Origin of the sequence: Methanococcoides burtonii DSM 6242 (genome assembly GCF_000013725.1) — an archaeon.
Lineage (GTDB): Archaea > Halobacteriota > Methanosarcinia > Methanosarcinales > Methanosarcinaceae > Methanococcoides > Methanococcoides burtonii.
Genome location: NC_007955.1, coordinates 2,310,141 through 2,328,684, shown reverse-complemented (window position 1 = coordinate 2,328,684; position 18,544 = coordinate 2,310,141). Strand labels below are relative to the sequence as shown.

Sequence of the window (18,544 nt, the reverse complement as noted above, 5' to 3'; positions counted from 1 at the left end):
TTAAGGCTCTGTAGAAATCCTCAATATTCGGACAATAATTAAATTTAAAAATATTATTGGATGTGTTGCACGATATTGGAATATAATCTCGATTCAGCCTATTGAGATTGATTTTGATATGTTTTCTACAGAGCCCATTTAAAATCAAATGATTTTTATTAGACATGTTCATACTTTAAAATTACCTTACAATGATGAGGGGCTGTAAATTGGGATTTTGTCTAATGGACATATCTCAAATACATATGAAAATTACAAGGACTCTTTATGCACTTATTAGATGGTTTGTTCTATGTTTTATGAATTTATATATTTTATGGCTCTGTAGAAACAATGATTGTGCATTTATCCATAAGTCATCACTTCCTTCACTTATACCCCATTTGAGGCTAGAAGATATCAGAGTAAGTTTCCCCCATCCTTCCAATCTCCCCCTCACATGAACATTGAGAATAAATGGTTTATCGCCCTTGGCATTCTCAGGTTGTGTCGATTCAACTCAAGAGGCAGTTGAATCTGCAGAAAACATCATTAAAACCGTGGAAGTGCTTTCCACCAGCAAAGTAAATCTACAAATTGATTGAAGCCTTGTTGACAATATCATTACTTTTTTGCTCAAATCCATCTACAAAGATAGATTACTTGCACAATATAATTATATAATTCTAAAGGTTATGAGTTTCGAACTTGAGAAATAAAATGGACATTCCAGTTCAATCTTTTAAAGTGATCGTAATGACAAATTGCATGACTTTCCAAAAGAAGATATTGGCTGTTCCAATAATGTTAATTGTATTAAGCAATAGTGGATGCGTTGCTGAGTTGAATTCACAAGAGTTGAATTACGAAGCATCTTCTAATAATATCATAATAATTTCAAGCATGGAAGACTTGCAAAAAGTCATGGATTCTGATACAAGTAGTGGTTTTAGTCAAAATCTTGTTTATTATTTGGTACTTCATTGAAAACTATGATACGTCGGTGTGTCCTTTTGTTAACCTGAATTATGAGCATCCTATGTGTGACAAAACATACGCGTTAGGAACGCGTTATGCAGGTGTGTGATGTATTTGAGCTGAATGCGCACGATGATGTAACTATAAATTATTAGTTAAGCACGATGACATAACTATCAATTACTAGTTAAGCACGATAACGCAACCACTAAATACTAGTTACGCACTAGTTCATATTAGCAAACGTGTAATAAACGAGAGCATCCTTAACAATGTGTAACTAAACAATCATACGGAGGAAAATTAATGGAAATAAAACCATGGAATGTGGAAGCAGGGAATATCAAGATTATCAAAGCTGGTGATATGTTATTGACAGTTAAATCTGAAAGTCAAGCAGAGGATCCATCTAAAGTTGTACAGATTCTTTGTGATGCTACAAAGGCGTTTGTTGACACATTCGATGTCGATGTACGTGAAATAATCAGAATGCTGAGTGAGGATGATGCCCAGCTAGCATCAAATTCGGAGATCCAGATTCAAGAGCAACAAGGACAAATTGCTGACTCAAACGATAGTATTACTGATCTAGGCACAAGTGTAGCATCAATAAATTTTGTCAGAATATATAGCAATGTCCTAAACCGAATGAAAGAGGAATTCACCGATACGTTCACAACAGGAGATGTAGTCGAACTATTAAAGGAGTTTTGGCCAAATAATGGAGATGGCACCCTCCGTAATCGTGCTCGTTCACATATTAGATATTTAAATAAGGACAAAAAGATTGAGTTAACTGGAAAGCAAGGAAGAGCTCAGATATGGCGTTTTATAGAAATTCAAAATGTAGCGGAAGAGTAAAATAAAAAAGAAAATACTACATTTGACTCAAAATGATTTAAAAAATCATTCATCGTTGAATTGCGCCTTATCCACCAAGTCTTCAAGTAAAGACCTGAGCTCAGGATTATCCTTCATCTTTTCAATCAGTTTGTTTGTTGATTCCTCGGATTTGTCTCCCAGTTCGATAGCACCTTTAATATTAAATGCAAGTCCACACTTTTTGCAGATCTTATTGGTTGCCTTATTGGTTGCCTTATTGGTTGTACCACACCGTGGACATCGCTTGAATGATATTTGGGGCTTTGATTCTTCGATTTCCAATCCGTACAACTTTAATATTGCTCCATCAAGATATTTCCCTGAAAGATAGACACATACGCCCGACATGTCTGATCCTGATACCCAATCTGCATATTTATCCAGTTGAGCTTCAGTTAGGTTCTGGGCAAGGATTGTACATCTCGAATGCCTGAACAAATGGGGATAGATCCTTTTCTTAATTCCTGCTCTTTCAGCAGTCCTCTTTAAAAGGACATTATAACCATTGTAGTTCATGGGTTTTCCATAGCTACGTGTCCCGATGTTAATCCAAACATAACTTTTGGGGTTATCACGATTTGGGTGTATGGGAAGCCAGGATGCAAGGTAAGGTGCACAAATTATAGTGCGTATCCGTCTATCCCTGTTTTTCCAGTCGAAGTCAACTGTGCACCAAGTTCATCAAAAATGTACGTGCTTGATCATGAGGTTAGACATCTCACCAATTCTCGCCGCAGATTCGTAAAGTGTTGCAATTAAGCTTTGTCGCGCAGATGGTTGAATACCTCCATCATTTTAAAAAGATCTTATTCCGTAAGTAGATTATCAGGAACTTTTGAGTTACCGATCTTTTCTCAGATTATCAACCATTCCAGAATGGAAGAATACTCCTCTGGTTTGAACCACTGATAGAATTTCCGTATGCATATCTTATAATGTTTCTTTGTTGATGCGGCAAGTTCTCCATCTATTTGGATTTTCCAACGAAATTTTTGAGATCTCTTTCAGTCGCATCTTCAAAATTAACATTGATCATATTTCGGAGTCTATTTAATTGCCCCAAATACTTTGATATACGTGAAAGACTCAGATCTTCTGTAAAAAGTTCATCCTCATAGCTGAAGAGAACATTTTTGTCATTCTCAGAATAAGACGCATTCATGATGCGTTTTTCCGCAGCTTTAAGCCGCTCATCGTAGTCGTGCAGTGACATTAGCTTCCACCTTCCTTGAACCTTTCAAGGCAGGTGAGAGCTTTACACTGTTAGTAGAAAGCCTCGGGCGTGATTTGAACACGCGACCTAGTGATTACAAATCACTCGCTCTGCCGGGCTGAGCCACCGAGGCGCTATTGAAACGTACCCATACATTGCATAATAACAGATAAATGTAATGGTTGATTCTAAGGTACTGGATATACTATGTGGCAAGAAATGGCAAAATTCGGGAAAAAGCTTGTGGACCACGGGCTTGTAGAGTCAAATTTCGGGAATATTAGTGTGCGTGTTGGAAGAAGTATGATAATAACACGAACCGGTGCGGCACTGGATGAGATCGAAGAGAAGAGTGTGGTAGAAGTGCCCATCGAAAGTACATCAGAACTTGACGTACTGGCATCTTCAGAGGCATCGGTCCATCGTGCGATCTATCAGGGAACAGATGCAAAAGCGATTGTTCATGCGCATTGTCCCTATTCCGTCACACAGACACTCATAACGGATTCTGACAGGATAATCCCTATTGACAGCGAAGGAAAGCTTTTCCTGAAAGAAATACCCATTGTAAAAGGCGGTATCGGTTCTAAGGAAGTTGGAGAAGGAGCTGTAAAGGCGTTTGAAGAACATAGAGGAATGGTGGTCTACAGCCATGGTCCGTTCACAATCGGGAAGACACTCCCGGAAGCATATATAATAATGACACAGATCGAACATTCATGCAGAATAAAGTATCTTGTAGATCTTGCCAAAAAATAAACTCTATATATCGAACTAAGAATGAACCAAAAAAACTAATAGTCAATATCGATAATAGACCCCTAAGATCATTGAACATACAAGGAAAAGCCATGACCATTGATTCATTCAGACCGGCAGCTACAAGGATACTCGACCCGATAGCAAGACGCGTAGCGAACAAAGGCATATCACCAAACGCTCTTTCAGTGGCTTCACTGGTATGCGCTGCACTTGCGGGCATCTCATTCTATTTTTCTGTGGATAACCCCTTAGGTGCACTCATCGCAATATTCTTTGTTGCCCTTAACTCATTCCTTGATGCGCTTGATGGTGCAGTTGCAAGGTACCTTCGCACAGACAGTAAAAAAGGCGATTTCCTTGACCATGTCATCGACAGATATTCCGATGTTTTCATAATATGCGGGATGTTCTTCGGCGGGCATGTCCAGTGGCAGATAGGCACCATAGCTATCGTCTGTGTACTTCTTACCAGCTATCTTGGAACTCAGGCACAGGCACTGGGTATCGGCAGGTTCTATGGCGGCATCATGGGTAGAGCCGACAGGCTTGTACTGATATTGATAGCATCCCTTGCCTACTACATTTACAGTGAAGCGATCTTCGGATACACGATCATCGGATGGTCTCTCGTAGTGATAGCCATTGGCAGCCATATTACAGCCATACAGAGAATGGGTAGCATATGGAAACGCCTCTGAGACAGGATATATTGACCCACCAGATTATTTTGGAATAGTTTAAAGTAGAGCAAAGACCATCTGAAAATTATGCGGGCCTCTGAAATAAAATATGAATATCTTGAACATACTGCAGATGCAAAGTTCAGAGCCTATGGAAAAACAAAGGAAGAAGCTTTTGCAAATGCTGCAGAAGCTATGTTCAATGTGATGATAAATACATCAAAGGTGGACTGCAAACACAAAGAAGATATCATCGTCAATGCGCCTGAGATAGATGAACTGCTTGTTGAGTGGCTCTCAGAACTTCTATTCCTTTTTGAAGTGGATTTTCTTGCATTCGGAGAGTTCAAGGTTGAAAATATAACAGAAAAGGATGGAGAATTCGAATTATCAGGTCATGCATGCGGTGAAGAGATAGACCTTGAAAGGCATGAAATAGATACAGAGGTCAAGGCAGTGACATACAATGATCTGAGAGTGGAAGAGACCGAGAACGGATTCATGGTCCAGGTCACTGTCGATACATGAAATTAACGAATATTATCGATGATACATTAAGAACAATATCATCAAGGGGTGGGATACATGGAAAGCGGAAATAAAATAACGGATCTGCTCACGAGGGTAGATGATAATATCTGGGAGATACCTGAGGACTACTCCCCAGGAATGAACGTTCCGGGAAGGATATATCTTTCAGAGAAGCTTATCCGGGACCTCGAGCCGGAAACACTTGACCAGGTGGCAAATGTGGCAAAATTGCCAGGGATACAGAAGTTCTCCATGGCAATGCCTGATGCCCATCTGGGCTACGGGTTCCCAATCGGAGGCGTTGCAGCCTTTGATGAAGAGGAAGGAGTAATCAGTCCGGGAGGTGTGGGTTTTGATATTAACTGCGGTGTAAGACTTTTACGGTCCAACCTTACGGTCGATGATGTCCGTCCGAAGATGAAAGAACTTACAGAGAAGATGTTCGAGGCAGTTCCATCGGGCGTCGGGTCAAAAAGCCGTCTGAAAGTAACAGACAGCGAACTAGATGACATATTCCTGCATGGATCGAAGTGGGCAGTGGAGAACGGTTATGGGGAAAAGACCGACCTTGAGCACTGTGAAGGCGGCGGATGTATCGAGGGCGGAGATGTTGGTAACATAAGCATCAAGGCACGAAAGAGGGGGAGACCACAAGCGGGAACTCTTGGAAGCGGAAATCATTTCCTTGAAGTGCAATATGTTGATAAGATATATGACCAGGAGGCTGCTGATGCTTTTGGACTGGAAGAAGGGCAGGTCAGTTTTATGATACATTGCGGTTCACGCGGCACAGGTCATCAGATCTGTACGGACAATATAAAGACGATGTCACAGGCTTCGAAGAAATACGGCATACAACTTCCGGATAAGCAACTCGCATGTGCTCCAGCACAGTCAGAGGAAGCACAGAACTACTTTGGGTCAATGATATGTGCCGCCAACTATGCGTGGAACAATCGTCAGATGATCACGCACTGGACAAGGGATGTTATCGCAGACACTTTCAGGTCGGATATTGACGAGCTGGGATTAGAACTTGTCTATGATGTGGCACACAACGTGGCAAAGCTCGAAGAGCATGAGGTTGACGGCAAAAAGAAGAACGTCTACGTCCACCGTAAAGGTGCTACAAGGGCATTCCCAAAAGGGCATAAAGAAGTTCCTTTAAAATATCGTGATGTAGGGCAGCCTGTGCTGATCCCCGGAAGCATGGGTACGGCATCCTATGTGCTTCACGGAGGAGATCGATCAATGGATATCTCGTTCGGAAGTGCATGTCATGGTGCCGGCAGGGTGATGAGCCGTTCACATGCTAAAAAGGAGTTTCAGGGAGAAGATATCAAGATGCAACTTGAGAAAAGAGGCATTACGGTCAGGTCTGCACATCCGGCAGTCATTGCAGAAGAAGCTCCAGGTGTTTACAAATCCAGTAGTGACGTGGTCAATGTGGTCCACGAACTGGATATCGCAAGAAAGGTAGCAAAAATGATGCCAATGGGTGTTATTAAAGGGTAATATTCGAAATTTTGCAAAGTGTGCAAGGTAGAAATTAAAAGCTGCATGATATTTAGCCTTACACCGAACAGCTTCTGCCAATCAAAAATAAGGATAACTTATCACCCGACACCACAGAATAAGATAATAAGAGAGTGAGGAAACGGCTTGTTTGAGGGGATGAATGGTTTGCTTGATTACAGTCATTTACAACACAAAAGTTTGCAAGCAATCTTCCCGTTTCCTCAATTAACAAATAGAGATAATAATATTTAAAGATGTTCTATGTCATTTAAATATAAAAGGTGTTATCCCAAAAATTCGATGTCGAAACATATTTTCGACCAATACTATTTTTAAGTGCAATACATAATCTTGCGCATATGGATAAAAATGCGAAAATGCTGAAAAAAGTTCGTGTCATGGCTGACTACCAGTTTGGGAAAGGATGCGGAGATATTCTATTCCCTGATGATGTGACATTCCAGCTGTCAAGAACAAAACGAATCCGACAGATAATGGTTAGCGGCAAACGTATTGCAACCGTACGGGCAAAGGATGGAACATTCACATTGAGCATGGATGCTGCAACAGCTATCCACGACCACATACCTGCACCGGGTTCAAGAGTTACTGTCTGTGACGATGCTGTGCCTTTCGTGTCCAAAGGCAAGACCACGTTTGCAAAACATGTGACTGCTATCGACCCTGAACTCAGAAGCGGAGATGAGGTTATTGTTGTCGATGAGAATGATACAGTGATCGCAACAGGTCAGTTGATGCTATCCCCTGAAGAGATCGAAGCTCTTGATACTGGTGCAGCGGTCGATGTCAGATGCGGATGCGAACAATGAAAATTTCTTGCAAAACGGCTAGCGTACGTCAAAATTTACATATAGCAACAGATTAAATAAGCTGATAGAGCATTTATAATCTCAAATTCATCCTCACCGGAGAGTGAAAATATCGCAGAAGAGGGACTCCTGAAGACATTTGTCATTCCTGACAATACAAAAATGGAAGAACGGAACATCGTTCTTGATGGTGATATCGTAGTAGGTAACCATTCAGACATACGCTATGGAATTATTGCCAACGCTGCCATACTCGGTGAGAGAGTAGAGGTTTCCGGAGATATAGTTGCCAGCTCAGATATAAGGATAGATATCTGGTCACACATCGGCGGAAACGTCAAGACAAAAAAGAACGCCTACATCGGAGAGTTCGTCACTATTGATGGAAGACTCGTAGTAAAAGGCGACCTTGATATTGGCAATGATGTGAAGATCAGCAGCGGTTTTGAAGCAAAGGGCTGGATAGTTGTCAGGAACCCGATTCCTGTTATAGCATACCTTTTCCTTTATCTGACAGAACTTTTGCGCATGGGTAAGGATGAAGAAGTAGAAAAGGCACTTGATGAGCTTTTCGATGAAGAAATCGAGACTATTGGGAGTGCCGCTATGATCGTCCCTAATGGTTCTAAGATATCCATAGATTCCATCAGAGTACCATCCACGGCGACCATAGGCAACAATTGTCGCCTTGTCGGTAACATCCGTGCATCCATGCTCGAGATGGGGAAAAATACCACGCTTTATGGAAGTATCCGTACCCTTACCAACGTGGACCTCGGAGAAGATAATATCATACACGGGAACATTGTATCCAGAGGTGATGTATACATCAACAAAGGGACACATGTTCTTGGAGAGATAAATGCCAATTCCATAAAGATACACGAAAGTGCACGTGTTGACGGTGTCATGAGAGCATCCGGAGGAATTGTCTTTGTACGGGAAGAAGACAGGACCTTAAATGAAAATGAGCTTATGACGCTTGATATTTGACCATTATTAACTATTTAGAGGCTTTTTATGACCAAAGAGACTACTCTATCAAAAGATTACAATTCAATTGTTGAGAAAGATTCAAAGTATGTAATGCAGACATACACTCGCCAGCCATTAGCGCTTGAAAGCGGACAGGGTTCAATTGTCCGTGATATTGAGGGCAGGGAATTCATCGACTGTGTTGCCGGGATCGCTGTGAACAATGTTGGACACTGCCATCCAAAAATAGTCGAGGCCCTCAGCAAGCAGGCAGGCAAGCTCATACACACTTCCAATCTCTATTACACAGATGTCCAGGCAAACTTTGCCGAAGAACTTGTGAACATTTCAGGCATGGGACGTGCATTTTTCTGCAATTCCGGAACAGAAGCCGTGGAAGCTGCAATGAAACTGGCAAGGGTCGCCACCGGCAAGAAGGAATTCATAGCTACTGAGAACTCCTTCCATGGAAGGACCATGGGTTCACTGACAGTCACATACAAATCCACTTACAGGAAACCTTTCGAACCGCTCATACAGGGAGAGAGATTCGTACCATACAACAGCGCACAGGCCATAAGGGATACAGTTACTGAAGATACCGCTGCCGTCATCGTAGAGCCCATACAGGGAGAAGGTGGCATAAATGTGCCTTCAGACGAATACCTGAGAGAAGTGCGCGAGATATGTGATGAGAACGAGATGCTCCTGATATTCGATGAAGTGCAGACAGGCTTTGGAAGGACAGGTAAATGGTTCTGCAAGGATCATTCAAAGGTCAAACCGGACATCATGACCATGGCAAAGGCTATAGGTGGCGGATTCCCAATGGGTGCCATTGTGGCACGCGATGGAATTTCATTTGAAAAGAGCCAGCATGCTGCAACTTTCGGCGGAGGACCCCTTGCTTGTGCCGCAGCTTTAGCATCTATCAATGTGATAAGGGATGAGAAGCTGGTGGAACGCTCGGCAGAGATGGGACAGTACTTCATGAACGAGCTAAATTCCCTTGATAACGACAGCATTGTCGAAGTTCGTGGACGCGGTCTTATGATAGGTGTCGAAATTAACAGGGCTTGTGCAGACATCGTAGACCTTGCAAGGGACAATGGCATTCTTTTGAACTGCACTTCCGAGAAGGTCATACGCATCGCACCTCCACTAATAATAACAAAGGAACAGATAGACAAGGTGGTCGAGATCATTGGCCAGATATGAACTGATAAAGGATGAGATAGGATCCATTGCCAAATATGTCCCCGGTAGATCCATAGAGGATATAGTAAAGAACTATGGACTTGAACCATCCTCTGTTATCAAGCTCGGATCGAACGAGAATCCCCTTGGACCTTCACCAAAAGCTGTTGAAGCACTCATCGCAAATGCACAAGGAATCAGTATCTATCCTTCAGCAGATGCACGCGAGCTTGTGGATGCGATATCTGAGTATACAGATATACCTGCAGCCAATATTGTTGCATCCGGTCCCGGGATGGATGGATTGCTGGACGGACTGGCAAGGCTTGTCATAGCTAACGGTGACGAAGTAGTGATTACTACCCCGACCTTCTCCTACTATGAGATAGCTGCACGTGCCAACGGTGCAACTACGGTATATGTCCAGCGTGAAAAGGACTTTTCGATCAATGTGGATAAATTACTGGCAGCCCTCACCCCGAATACGAAGATGATATTCCTATGCTCCCCGAACAACCCCACAGGAAATGTCATTCCTGAAGAAGACATACTGAAGATCGCAACAGCTACCGATGCACTTGTTTTCGTGGATGAGGCATATGTGGAATTTGCCGAGAAGAATATTGCACATCTTGTACTCCAACATGACAACATCATTGTGGGCAGGACATTTTCAAAAGCATTTGGCCTTGCCGGCATGAGAATGGGATACGGCATAATGCCGGAGTGGCTCAGAGAAGAATACATGAAGATAGCGACCCCCTTCAATGTCAGTACGGCTGCAATGGCTGCAGGCATAGCTGCACTCTCAGACACAGAACACCTGAATAAAAGTATCGAACTTACAGTTAAAGGAAAGAAGTTCCTTCAGGAAGAATTGCCTTTTAAGGTCTACGACACGCAGGCTAACTTCGTACTTGTCGATGTAGCACCGCACAAAGCACGCGATGTCACTACAGAATTGCTCAAAAAAGGTATTATTGTGCGCGACTGCACATCCTTTGCACATGCCGGTCTATCACTTATACGTGTAACCATTGGAACAAAAGAACAGAATGAGAAGGTCGTAAAAGCCTTCTCCGACATCTGACCGCTATCATAAGTGGTCAGTCTATTTTATCAATTTTCATCAAAGGATAGTCAAGTTCCTTGTTGAACTCCATTGAAACATGCACTTTTGCTGATTCGTATCTTGCATCTATCTGAACATTGAGCATACGTCCTTCAAGCTCGCAGTAACCGAACTCATCGTTGAGCTTTGAGCCTAGAATATCCCGATCTATGCTCACAGTGATGTTCTCCACACAAGGCTGCACTGAAATGCTCTGTGCAATAGCTGTCTCAAGGCTTCCCACCGTACGAAGATTCACCGGAGAACCTGTGAACTGATGATATAAAGCTCCAAGCTTTATACCCGCTTCAAAAAGCACGTTGTCCCTATCAGTAATTGTATCTTCGACCATTATATCTACCATGTTCCTGATGCAATGACATTGCCTTGCAGATATATAGCCAATTTGGTAGGAAGAACGATGATCATCCTTTTTTCAGAGTGATCCAGAAAACACATCCTTTCCCATCGGGATTATCCTCAACTCCAAAGTGACCTCCATGAAGATCGACTATCTTCCGTACGATGGCAAGACCGATGCCAGTTCCTTTAATATTAGTCTTGTTAACCCGCTTGAACCTTTCAAAAACAAAATCTTTTTCCTCATCGGAAATGCCTTCACCAAAATCAGTGAACTGTACTTTCCATTCATCGCCTGCATCTAAAATATCAATATAGATAGTACTACCTTTCGGGCTGTATTTTATAGCATTTGAAAGTAGGTTTGCGAACACTTCCTCGACCATTATATTAGCTTTTGCCGGATAATTACCACTGAATCTGCATAAAGCCCTCATATCCTTATTCTTAAACATTGCCCCTAAGTTCGTTTTTGCAATGTTTATCATGAGACCAATATCTATAACGCTAAACTCAATTTCTTCAACTGAATCAAGTTTTGAAAGTTTAGAAACCATCTCGATCGTATCGATAACCTTCAGATTGCTCATTTCGGCCTTTCTGAGCATATCAAGCATCTTGGGATCATATTCCTTTTGTATAAGAACAGAAAGAAAACCTTTTACTATCCCAACCGGGTTTAACAGATCATGCCGCAAGATATCTGCGAGCAGATCCTTTAGTTCATTAGAATATTCCAGATCATCTGCATACTTCTTAAGTTCAGCTTCTGCTTTTTTATTAATAGTTACATCACGACAATTACAGACATGTCCCTGGGCTACTCCATCTTTAATAACCGGGAACAGATTATACTCAATTATACGTCCATCTTTAAAATAAAGCAATCCACTGTCTTTTTCGTATCGGCTTGAGAATTTACGTACCTTTGATAATACAGATTCTGCATTCTCAAGATGTTGAAAACCATAATTTGTGAAAATATCGATGTAGTTCATATCAGCAACTACATCTTTAGGAATTTCCCACATATTACGGAATTGGGAATTCATTAACTTTGTATTATTGTCCATATCAAAAAAAGCAATGCCATCACTTGATGATTCAAGAACGTTACTCAGGAGAAGCTCATTCTCACTCATCAAAACTTCAATTAAATTACGCTCAAATATTTCTTCTTCAAGCTGCTCATTAGCACGAGTCAATTTTTCAGTCCTTTCTTTCACTTTATCTTCCAATTTCAAGCGATAGCATCTTAGTTCTTGCTCAGCTTCTTTTTCAACAGTAATATCCCGAACAATGCTCTGAATAACACCCTTATTTCGATCAACGAAAGAAGAACTTATTGAAACATCAATAATACTGCCATCGGCTCTTATCATACACGATTTGGAGTGAGCAAATTTTTCGGAGAGTACCTTTCTTGCAAAAACAGGAAGTCCATCATACAGCTTTTCATCATACAAAGAGTAAGCATTAATGTTGCAGAGAGTACTCCTTTCATACCCTAACATCTCACAGGCTTTTTTGTTGATATTTAAGATCGTGCCATCCTGAATATGGATCAATACCGCATCATTGCTCTCTTCAAAAAGAGAACGGAAATACATTTCATTTTCACAAAGGACATTATTATAACGTTCGTGTTGTAATGCATTTCCAATGATCATACCCACAAAAGAGAACATGTCTACTTCAATATCTGACCATCGTACTTCCTTTTCATTGTTGTTAAAACCAATAAAACCAATCAACTTGTTCTTTACGATCATTGGCACAACAACAAATGATCTTACATGACAATTATCGACCTGACATATTTCTGCACCCATATCAGAAGGGAGTTCATCAAGAGACGAAACTACAACATTTATACCAGATATTAGATCGTTAAACAGCATTGGAACTTTTGAGATCGGAAGATCGCCCATACTTTCAAGAGGTTCTTTACCCTCTTTTTCATTCATAAATAATGGAAAAAAGAGAACTTCCATAAGAATAATCATAAATATAACACTGAGTTATATCAGAAATATTGCCAATCGATTCTATAGCATCATGCATTTTTCCATCAAGCTCATCTGATGAAAAATTAATGAAACTTGATGATATATCACTAATTATTCTTTCAAATTCTACACGTTTTTTTAACGCATCCTCCAGATCCTTTCGTTCAGTCACATCTCTAATAATACCGCTAATACTCGTAACCTCACCCGATGAATTCAGCAGAGGCATCCCCATTTCTTCCATCCAGTAAATATGCCCATCTGAATCGAATATTCTGAAAACAGTCGGTTCATTAAATTCATTTTTGACCGTAGCGCGATAACTATCAATGAGCCTTCCCCTGTCATCAGGATGAACTATATCCAGCCAGTTTCCAGAAGAGATCTGTTCAGGAGTATAACCATAAAAAATAACCTGCGGACTAATGTATAACAGGTTCATATCCACATCAATAGAGTAGACCATATCCTTGATGTTCTCTACAAGAAAACGATATGACTGCTCTTTTTCAAAGGAGGAAGTATGCATATTCCGATGCATTAACATCATTTCAATGTGATTGGCAACTCTTTTGAACATCTCTTCTTCTTTTTTAGAAAACAAACGGGAATCCATATCAGCCAATTCATCCAAAATGTATACAGAAATGACCCCAACAGACTCATCATCCAAAGAAACATTATAACTAAGAGAATTATTTGTCCTTTTGAAATTTGAGGATGTGTAAAAGGAATCTTGAATATCTATGCATGCACATACATTATCAGGATGAATGAAAATAAAGGGAATCTTTTCAACTATTCGCTGTGCAACCTGTTCAAAGGATATCTTGCCATCTATAAAATCAAAGCTCAGACATAAAAGCTCCAGTTCATTTCCTTCTAAAAGGCCATCTTTTTCAGATGTATGTGATGAGCCCGAAAGCCCTTCACCGGAAGATCCAGTGACAATGTACATTCCCATACCCCACATTACTAAACACGTTGTCCCCACAAACAGTGTTACACAATTAAGTATGCTTGATACCATATATAAGTGTATACATACAAATACAAATTTAGTACCATTGTAAATTATAATACAATGAGGACGGCATTTAAGTCCAATCTCATTATCAATAACTTCCGTTATTATTTCTAACTCATCGAATATCCTCTCAGAATCCGTTCTCATCTCACATACCGCTGTTTTGAGACTACCACCACGCAAATACAGAAATCTTTTTTTTATATAGACAAGACAGGCATCTATGAAGTTTTGAAGATGATGATTGCCACTTGAAATTTTAATGCCAAGATTTTTGCAAGAGTCTCCAACGTTACCCCACCCCTCGGAAATATTTGTAAGCATGTTGAGTACTATTTTTTTAGAAATGTTTAAATGTGATATACACTAAATGAACTTGTTTGACATTAGTTGATGATCAAACAATAACAAACCATTTGAATATCTGAGATTATACGTGGAACAGGGGGGAAATGTTTCAGTTACAGATGTTAAAAAGGACAGAATCTCGAATACCATTGCATCACCATATATACGGAGGTAAAAATGGACCTTAACCGTTTTACACAGAAAGCACAGGAAGCCATACAGAAGTCTTTCTCCATTGCTGCAAGATATTATAACCAACAAACAGAATGCGAACATCTGTTGCTTGCATTGGTGGAACAAACTGGTGGGCTTGTACCTACCATTCTTGACAGAATAGGGGCTGAAAATCAGTCGATAATAAAGGAACTTGAAGACCATTTGTCAGAACTGCCACAGGTATCCGGATCAGGAAGTGGACAGACTTACGTAAGTCAGGCATACAGCAGAGTATTGGACACGGCTGAAAATGAAGCAAGTTCAATGAATGATGAATACATAAGTGTAGAACATGTGCTCATCGCACTCCTGAAAGAAAAAGAGAGCACAAGTTACCGGATACTCGAAGAAGCAGGCATCACAATAGATGCCACACTAGAAGCAATTAAAAAACTAAGGGGGAATCGGCGCATTACCAGCGAAAATCCAGAAGACACAATGGAACCGCTCAAGAAATACGGAATTGACTTCACCGAACTTGCAGCACAGGGAAAACTTGACCCGGTAATAGGTAGGGATCAGGAGATAAGGCATACCATAGAGATCCTTTCACGCCGCAGAAAGAATAATCCCGTACTCATAGGAGAAGCAGGGGTTGGCAAGACAGCTATTGTAGAAGGACTTGCTCTGCGTATTGCCAAGCATGACATCCCCGAGGATATGAAAAATAAGAAGATCATAGCATTAGACATGGGTGCACTTATCGCAGGAGCAAAATTCAGAGGAGAGTTTGAAGAACGCCTTAAAGCGGTCTTAAAAGAAGTTGCTGATTCCGAAGGACAGATCATCCTTTTCATTGATGAGCTGCACACCATTGTGGGTGCAGGAGCCACCGAAGGCGCGATGGATGCAGGGAACTTGCTAAAACCAATGCTTGCCAGAGGTGAACTGCATTGCATAGGTGCTACTACACTTGACGAATACCGCAAGTACATAGAAAAGGATGCAGCCCTTGAAAGAAGATTCCTGCCGGTCCTTGTTGACCAGCCGGATGTCGAAAATACCATATCCATCCTCAGAGGACTGAAAGAAAAATACGAGGTTCACCACGGAGTAAGAATTAAGGATACTGCACTTGTGGCAGCTGCGGTCCTCAGTAACCGCTATATTTCGGACAGGTTCCTGCCAGACAAGGCAATAGACCTTGTTGATGAAGCAGCTGCGAAGGTAAGAACGGCCATTGACAGCAAACCATCCGAGCTGGATGAGGCAGATCGTAAGATATTGCAGCTCGAGATAGAAAGAGAAGCACTGAAAAAAGAGAAGGATGCGGTTTCAAAGGAAAGAGTGGCCGACCTTGAAAAGGAACTTGCGGACATTCGTGCTGAATCCGATGCTATGCGTGCTAAGTGGCAAAGCGAGAAGGACACCATTGCAAATCTTGGATCACTGAAACAGCAAATAGAGGATATTAAGATACAACTCGAACTTGCTGAGAACAGCGGAGATTTCGAGCTGGCCTCAAAGCTGAAATACGGTAGTTTAACCCCTCTTGAACATCAGTATAAAGAAGAGGAGACAAAGTTGCAGGAGCAACAGGATGACATGCTCCTCAAGGAAGAGGTTTGGGAAGAGGACATTGCACAGGTAGTAAGCCAATGGACCAACATCCCGGTAACGAGGTTGATGGAAGGAGAACGTGAAAAGCTCACACATCTGGAAGAGAAGCTTCATGAGAGAATTGTTGGGCAGAACGAAACTGTCAAAGCGGTTTCAGATGCGATCATACGTGCTTATGCAGGTATCAAGGACCCGAAACGACCTATTGGAAGTTTCATATTCCTTGGACCAACAGGTGTTGGCAAGACCGAACTTGCAAAGGCACTTGCTGCGGAAATGTTCAATGATGAGAACAATATGATACGCATCGACATGTCAGAGTACATGGAAAAACATACTGTATCCCGCCTTATCGGAGCGCCACCAGGATATATCGGTCACGATGAAGGAGGGCAACTTACAGAAGCAGTTCGCAGACGACCTTATGCAGTCGTTCTCTTTGATGAGATAGAAAAGGCCCATCATGATGTGTTCAATGTAATGCTCCAGATACTTGATGACGGACGACTTACAGATTCGCATGGTAGAACAGTGGATTTCAAGAATACACTGATCATAATGACATCTAACATATGTGTTGATCGCACACTCTCGAAACTGGAGGAAGGTGAGGATTATGCTAAGATGCAGGAGATGGCACAGAACGAACTTGCCAAACATTTCCGCCCGGAATTCATAAATCGTATCGATGAATTGGCCATATTCCGCCCCCTGACAAAGGAACAGCTTGTGACCATCGTAGATATTAAAGCAACTGACCTTATACAAAGGCTCAAGGAAAAGAGAATGGTGCTTGAAATATCAAAGAAGGCGAAACATTACCTTGCCGAAGCAGGTTACAGTGAAACTTATGGAGCACGACCGCTCAAGCGTGTCATTCAGAACGAGGTAGAAACCGCAGTTGCAAAATTAATAGTCGGAGGACAGGCACTTGAAGGTTCCACCATAGAAGTGGATGCCGATGACCGTGGAATCGTTGTCAATGTAAGAACAGAGCCAGCAAAGCAATGATCAATGAAGGGACACTACCCTTCACTTTTTCCATTAATTTAATTGTTCATTCATCATAATACTGCCGCGGAATCTTCATAAGTGGAGATTCGAGATAAAGAAGCATTAATAAAAAAATTAATGTAGCAAAGATGAAGAGATATTCCGGCAGGACAAAATAGGACAATACTGGAAGCATGAAGATAATTGCCATAATAACCATTGCTTTAGGATGACGAAGTTTGGGATAAGGATGCTCACTTATCATAAGATAGGATAATAGAAGCATCAAAATAACAATCCCGTAAAGTATTATATATTTGTCGTCCATTAACAAGTAAGAAGCAAGAACAACCCCTGCTGCTGTAATTGGAAGTCCCTCAAAATCCGGGATCTCTTTGTGTTTCGTGTTGAATCTAGCAAGTCTGAGAACACCACAGAGAACATAGATACAAGCAGCAGTACCCACAAGATATGGCTGGAGATGACCATATATCAAAAAGATGACAACTGCAGGTGCTGTACCGAAAGAAATTACATCTGCAAGTGAATCCAGATTTTCACCTATAGCACTTGAACCCATTCTACGAGCCAGAAATCCATCTGCACCATCAGCAATGGCTGCAAAGAGAATAAAAATGAAAGCCAGATCCGCTTTCCCAGAAAATGCACTGAAAATTGAAAGTATGCCGAACATGGCATTACCAAGTGTCACAACATCTGGTATCTTAAGGATTTTTATAAAAGTCATTTCCGTACCTTAAAGTTCTTTTTTTTTGCAATTACCGTTTCACCTGCATAAACCCGGTCGCCGACCTTACAGGCAATATCAAAATCGTCTGGAATGGTCACATCTACGCGGGAACCAAAGCGGATCATCCCTATCTTTTCACCATTGACAAGCTCATCCCCTACATTGATATAAGAAACGATCCTGCGAACCATTACACCGGCTATCTGAGTCACATTCACTTCACCGTGACTGCTCTTGATCACTGTGACAGTGCGTTCGTTCCGCTCAGAATCTTTATGAAAAGCAGGTAAATAACCACCTTTTTTATGAGTTATGCTCTTTACGACACCAGATATAGGTGTGCGGTTCACATGTACATTATGGACATTCATGAATACACAGACCCGTCGTCCACTTACATCCATAACTTTGCCATCGGCTGCTGAGAACATACAATGGTCACATATCCTGGTAGTCCGATCAGGATCCCTGAAGAACCAGATGACAAAAAAAGTCAAGAAGAGAGACATATAGAACAAATACCATACAAGATCAATTCCCGTCAAGACCGCTGCGGTCAGGAAAATACCCGTCAGAGTAACTACAGTAACTACCCATGAAAGAGAATCTTTAGCTAACATTTCC

18 protein-coding genes and 1 tRNA gene are annotated in these 18,544 nt (G+C 41.4%); 11 read left to right on the top strand and 8 right to left on the bottom strand.

From position 1 onward, the window contains the following. The first annotated feature begins 687 nt into the window (after positions 1–687). Both MBUR_RS11430 and MBUR_RS11425 read left to right on the top strand, forming a co-directional pair. A complete protein-coding gene (locus tag MBUR_RS11430) occupies positions 688–966 on the top strand; it encodes a hypothetical protein (protein WP_157196724.1) in 279 nt (92 codons plus the stop codon). A 297-nt stretch (positions 967–1,263) separates the two neighbouring features. Next, on the top strand, positions 1,264–1,818 hold the full coding sequence (locus tag MBUR_RS11425; RefSeq protein ID WP_011500213.1) for a hypothetical protein: 555 nt from the start codon (positions 1,264–1,266) through the stop codon (positions 1,816–1,818). Positions 1,819–1,863: 45 nt separating this feature from the next. Here MBUR_RS11425 and MBUR_RS11420 read toward each other — a convergent pair whose 3' ends face one another. The 3 genes from MBUR_RS11420 to MBUR_RS11410 all read right to left on the bottom strand — a co-directional run bounded on the left by MBUR_RS11420 (position 1,864) and on the right by MBUR_RS11410 (position 3,185). Further along, entirely contained in the window at positions 1,864–2,460 is a 597-nt protein-coding gene (locus MBUR_RS11420; RefSeq protein ID WP_269479045.1) for a tyrosine-type recombinase/integrase, read from the bottom strand. Positions 2,461–2,806: 346 nt separating this feature from the next. Then, the gene (locus MBUR_RS11415) at positions 2,807–3,052 is read right to left on the bottom strand and encodes a hypothetical protein (protein WP_011500212.1); all 246 of its coding nucleotides are present in this window, start codon (positions 3,050–3,052) and stop codon (positions 2,807–2,809) included. Positions 3,053–3,111: 59 nt separating this feature from the next. After that, positions 3,112–3,185: transfer RNA gene (locus MBUR_RS11410), tRNA-Thr, on the bottom strand. 86 nt (positions 3,186–3,271) lie between these two features. On the opposite strand from MBUR_RS11410, the gene MBUR_RS11405 reads away from it, so the two are divergent. The 8 genes from MBUR_RS11405 to hisC all read left to right on the top strand — a co-directional run bounded on the left by MBUR_RS11405 (position 3,272) and on the right by hisC (position 10,635). Continuing rightward, positions 3,272–3,811 carry an aldolase gene (locus MBUR_RS11405; RefSeq protein WP_232221906.1) on the top strand — a complete coding sequence of 180 codons (540 nt, stop codon included), beginning with the start codon at positions 3,272–3,274 and terminating at the stop codon, positions 3,809–3,811. A gap of 92 nt (positions 3,812–3,903) precedes the next feature. Then, the gene (gene pgsA, locus MBUR_RS11400; protein ID WP_011500210.1) at positions 3,904–4,512 is read left to right on the top strand and encodes an archaetidylinositol phosphate synthase; all 609 of its coding nucleotides are present in this window, start codon (positions 3,904–3,906) and stop codon (positions 4,510–4,512) included. A 69-nt stretch (positions 4,513–4,581) separates the two neighbouring features. Continuing rightward, positions 4,582–5,022, top strand: a complete 441-nt coding sequence (locus MBUR_RS11395; RefSeq protein ID WP_011500209.1) for an archease — start codon at positions 4,582–4,584, stop codon at positions 5,020–5,022. 57 nt (positions 5,023–5,079) lie between these two features. Continuing rightward, complete coding sequence (locus MBUR_RS11390; protein ID WP_011500208.1) at positions 5,080–6,540, top strand: RtcB family protein; 1,461 nt, start codon at positions 5,080–5,082, stop codon at positions 6,538–6,540. Positions 6,541–6,902: 362 nt separating this feature from the next. Further along, complete coding sequence (locus tag MBUR_RS11385) at positions 6,903–7,373, top strand: PUA domain-containing protein (protein ID WP_011500207.1); 471 nt, start codon at positions 6,903–6,905, stop codon at positions 7,371–7,373. Between the two features lie 162 nt (positions 7,374–7,535). Then, positions 7,536–8,366, top strand: a complete 831-nt coding sequence (locus tag MBUR_RS11380) for a polymer-forming cytoskeletal protein (RefSeq protein ID WP_011500206.1) — start codon at positions 7,536–7,538, stop codon at positions 8,364–8,366. Positions 8,367–8,393: 27 nt separating this feature from the next. Beyond that, positions 8,394–9,566, top strand: a complete 1,173-nt coding sequence (locus tag MBUR_RS11375) for an acetylornithine transaminase (protein ID WP_011500205.1) — start codon at positions 8,394–8,396, stop codon at positions 9,564–9,566. Next, the gene (hisC, locus tag MBUR_RS11370; protein ID WP_011500204.1) at positions 9,553–10,635 is read left to right on the top strand and encodes a histidinol-phosphate transaminase; all 1,083 of its coding nucleotides are present in this window, start codon (positions 9,553–9,555) and stop codon (positions 10,633–10,635) included. The genes MBUR_RS11375 and hisC overlap by 14 nt, the downstream gene beginning before the upstream one ends. 16 nt (positions 10,636–10,651) lie before the next feature. Here hisC and MBUR_RS11365 read toward each other — a convergent pair whose 3' ends face one another. The 3 genes from MBUR_RS11365 to MBUR_RS13150 all read right to left on the bottom strand — a co-directional run bounded on the left by MBUR_RS11365 (position 10,652) and on the right by MBUR_RS13150 (position 14,055). Then, on the bottom strand, positions 10,652–11,020 hold the full coding sequence (locus MBUR_RS11365; protein ID WP_011500203.1) for a dihydroneopterin aldolase family protein: 369 nt from the start codon (positions 11,018–11,020) through the stop codon (positions 10,652–10,654). Between the two features lie 61 nt (positions 11,021–11,081). After that, on the bottom strand, positions 11,082–12,983 hold the full coding sequence (locus tag MBUR_RS13155) for a PAS domain S-box protein (protein ID WP_011500202.1): 1,902 nt from the start codon (positions 12,981–12,983) through the stop codon (positions 11,082–11,084). Beyond that, positions 12,976–14,055, bottom strand: a complete 1,080-nt coding sequence (locus MBUR_RS13150) for a PAS domain-containing protein (protein WP_198003748.1) — start codon at positions 14,053–14,055, stop codon at positions 12,976–12,978. The genes MBUR_RS13155 and MBUR_RS13150 overlap by 8 nt, the downstream gene beginning before the upstream one ends. Before the next feature lie 522 nt (positions 14,056–14,577). Between MBUR_RS13150 and clpB the strand changes: the two genes are divergently transcribed. Then, positions 14,578–17,187, top strand: a complete 2,610-nt coding sequence (gene clpB, locus MBUR_RS11350; RefSeq protein WP_011500200.1) for an ATP-dependent chaperone ClpB — start codon at positions 14,578–14,580, stop codon at positions 17,185–17,187. Between the two features lie 46 nt (positions 17,188–17,233). Here clpB and MBUR_RS11345 read toward each other — a convergent pair whose 3' ends face one another. Together MBUR_RS11345 and MBUR_RS11340 are read right to left on the bottom strand one after the other, a co-directional pair. After that, entirely contained in the window at positions 17,234–17,917 is a 684-nt protein-coding gene (locus MBUR_RS11345) for an archaetidylserine synthase (RefSeq protein ID WP_011500199.1), read from the bottom strand. Further along, positions 17,914–18,540: a phosphatidylserine decarboxylase gene (locus tag MBUR_RS11340; RefSeq protein WP_011500198.1), complete on the bottom strand. Its 627-nt coding sequence runs from the start codon at positions 18,538–18,540 to the stop codon at positions 17,914–17,916. The genes MBUR_RS11345 and MBUR_RS11340 overlap by 4 nt, the downstream gene beginning before the upstream one ends. Positions 18,541–18,544 lie beyond the last annotated feature (4 nt).

Bases quoted from the DNA above. Each gene is read 5' to 3' on its own strand.
- MBUR_RS11425 (WP_011500213.1), top strand. From the start codon at position 1,264: ATGGAAATAAAACCATGGAATGTGGAAGCAGGGAATATCAAGATTATC.
- MBUR_RS11380 (WP_011500206.1), top strand. From the start codon at position 7,536: ATGGAAGAACGGAACATCGTTCTTGATGGTGATATCGTAGTAGGTAAC.
- MBUR_RS11375 (WP_011500205.1), top strand. From the start codon at position 8,394: ATGACCAAAGAGACTACTCTATCAAAAGATTACAATTCAATTGTTGAG.
- MBUR_RS11385 (WP_011500207.1), top strand. From the start codon at position 6,903: ATGGATAAAAATGCGAAAATGCTGAAAAAAGTTCGTGTCATGGCTGAC.
- MBUR_RS11365 (WP_011500203.1), bottom strand. From the start codon at position 11,020: ATGGTAGATATAATGGTCGAAGATACAATTACTGATAGGGACAACGTG.
- clpB (WP_011500200.1), top strand. From the start codon at position 14,578: ATGGACCTTAACCGTTTTACACAGAAAGCACAGGAAGCCATACAGAAG.
- MBUR_RS11415 (WP_011500212.1), bottom strand. From the start codon at position 3,052: ATGTCACTGCACGACTACGATGAGCGGCTTAAAGCTGCGGAAAAACGC.
- MBUR_RS13155 (WP_011500202.1), bottom strand. From the start codon at position 12,983: ATGAATGAAAAAGAGGGTAAAGAACCTCTTGAAAGTATGGGCGATCTT.
- MBUR_RS11390 (WP_011500208.1), top strand. From the start codon at position 5,080: ATGGAAAGCGGAAATAAAATAACGGATCTGCTCACGAGGGTAGATGAT.
- MBUR_RS11395 (WP_011500209.1), top strand. From the start codon at position 4,582: ATGCGGGCCTCTGAAATAAAATATGAATATCTTGAACATACTGCAGAT.
- MBUR_RS11405 (WP_232221906.1), top strand. From the start codon at position 3,272: ATGGCAAAATTCGGGAAAAAGCTTGTGGACCACGGGCTTGTAGAGTCA.
- pgsA (WP_011500210.1), top strand. From the start codon at position 3,904: ATGACCATTGATTCATTCAGACCGGCAGCTACAAGGATACTCGACCCG.
- MBUR_RS13150 (WP_198003748.1), bottom strand. From the start codon at position 14,055: ATGGTATCAAGCATACTTAATTGTGTAACACTGTTTGTGGGGACAACG.
- MBUR_RS11345 (WP_011500199.1), bottom strand. From the start codon at position 17,917: ATGACTTTTATAAAAATCCTTAAGATACCAGATGTTGTGACACTTGGT.
- MBUR_RS11340 (WP_011500198.1), bottom strand. From the start codon at position 18,540: ATGTTAGCTAAAGATTCTCTTTCATGGGTAGTTACTGTAGTTACTCTG.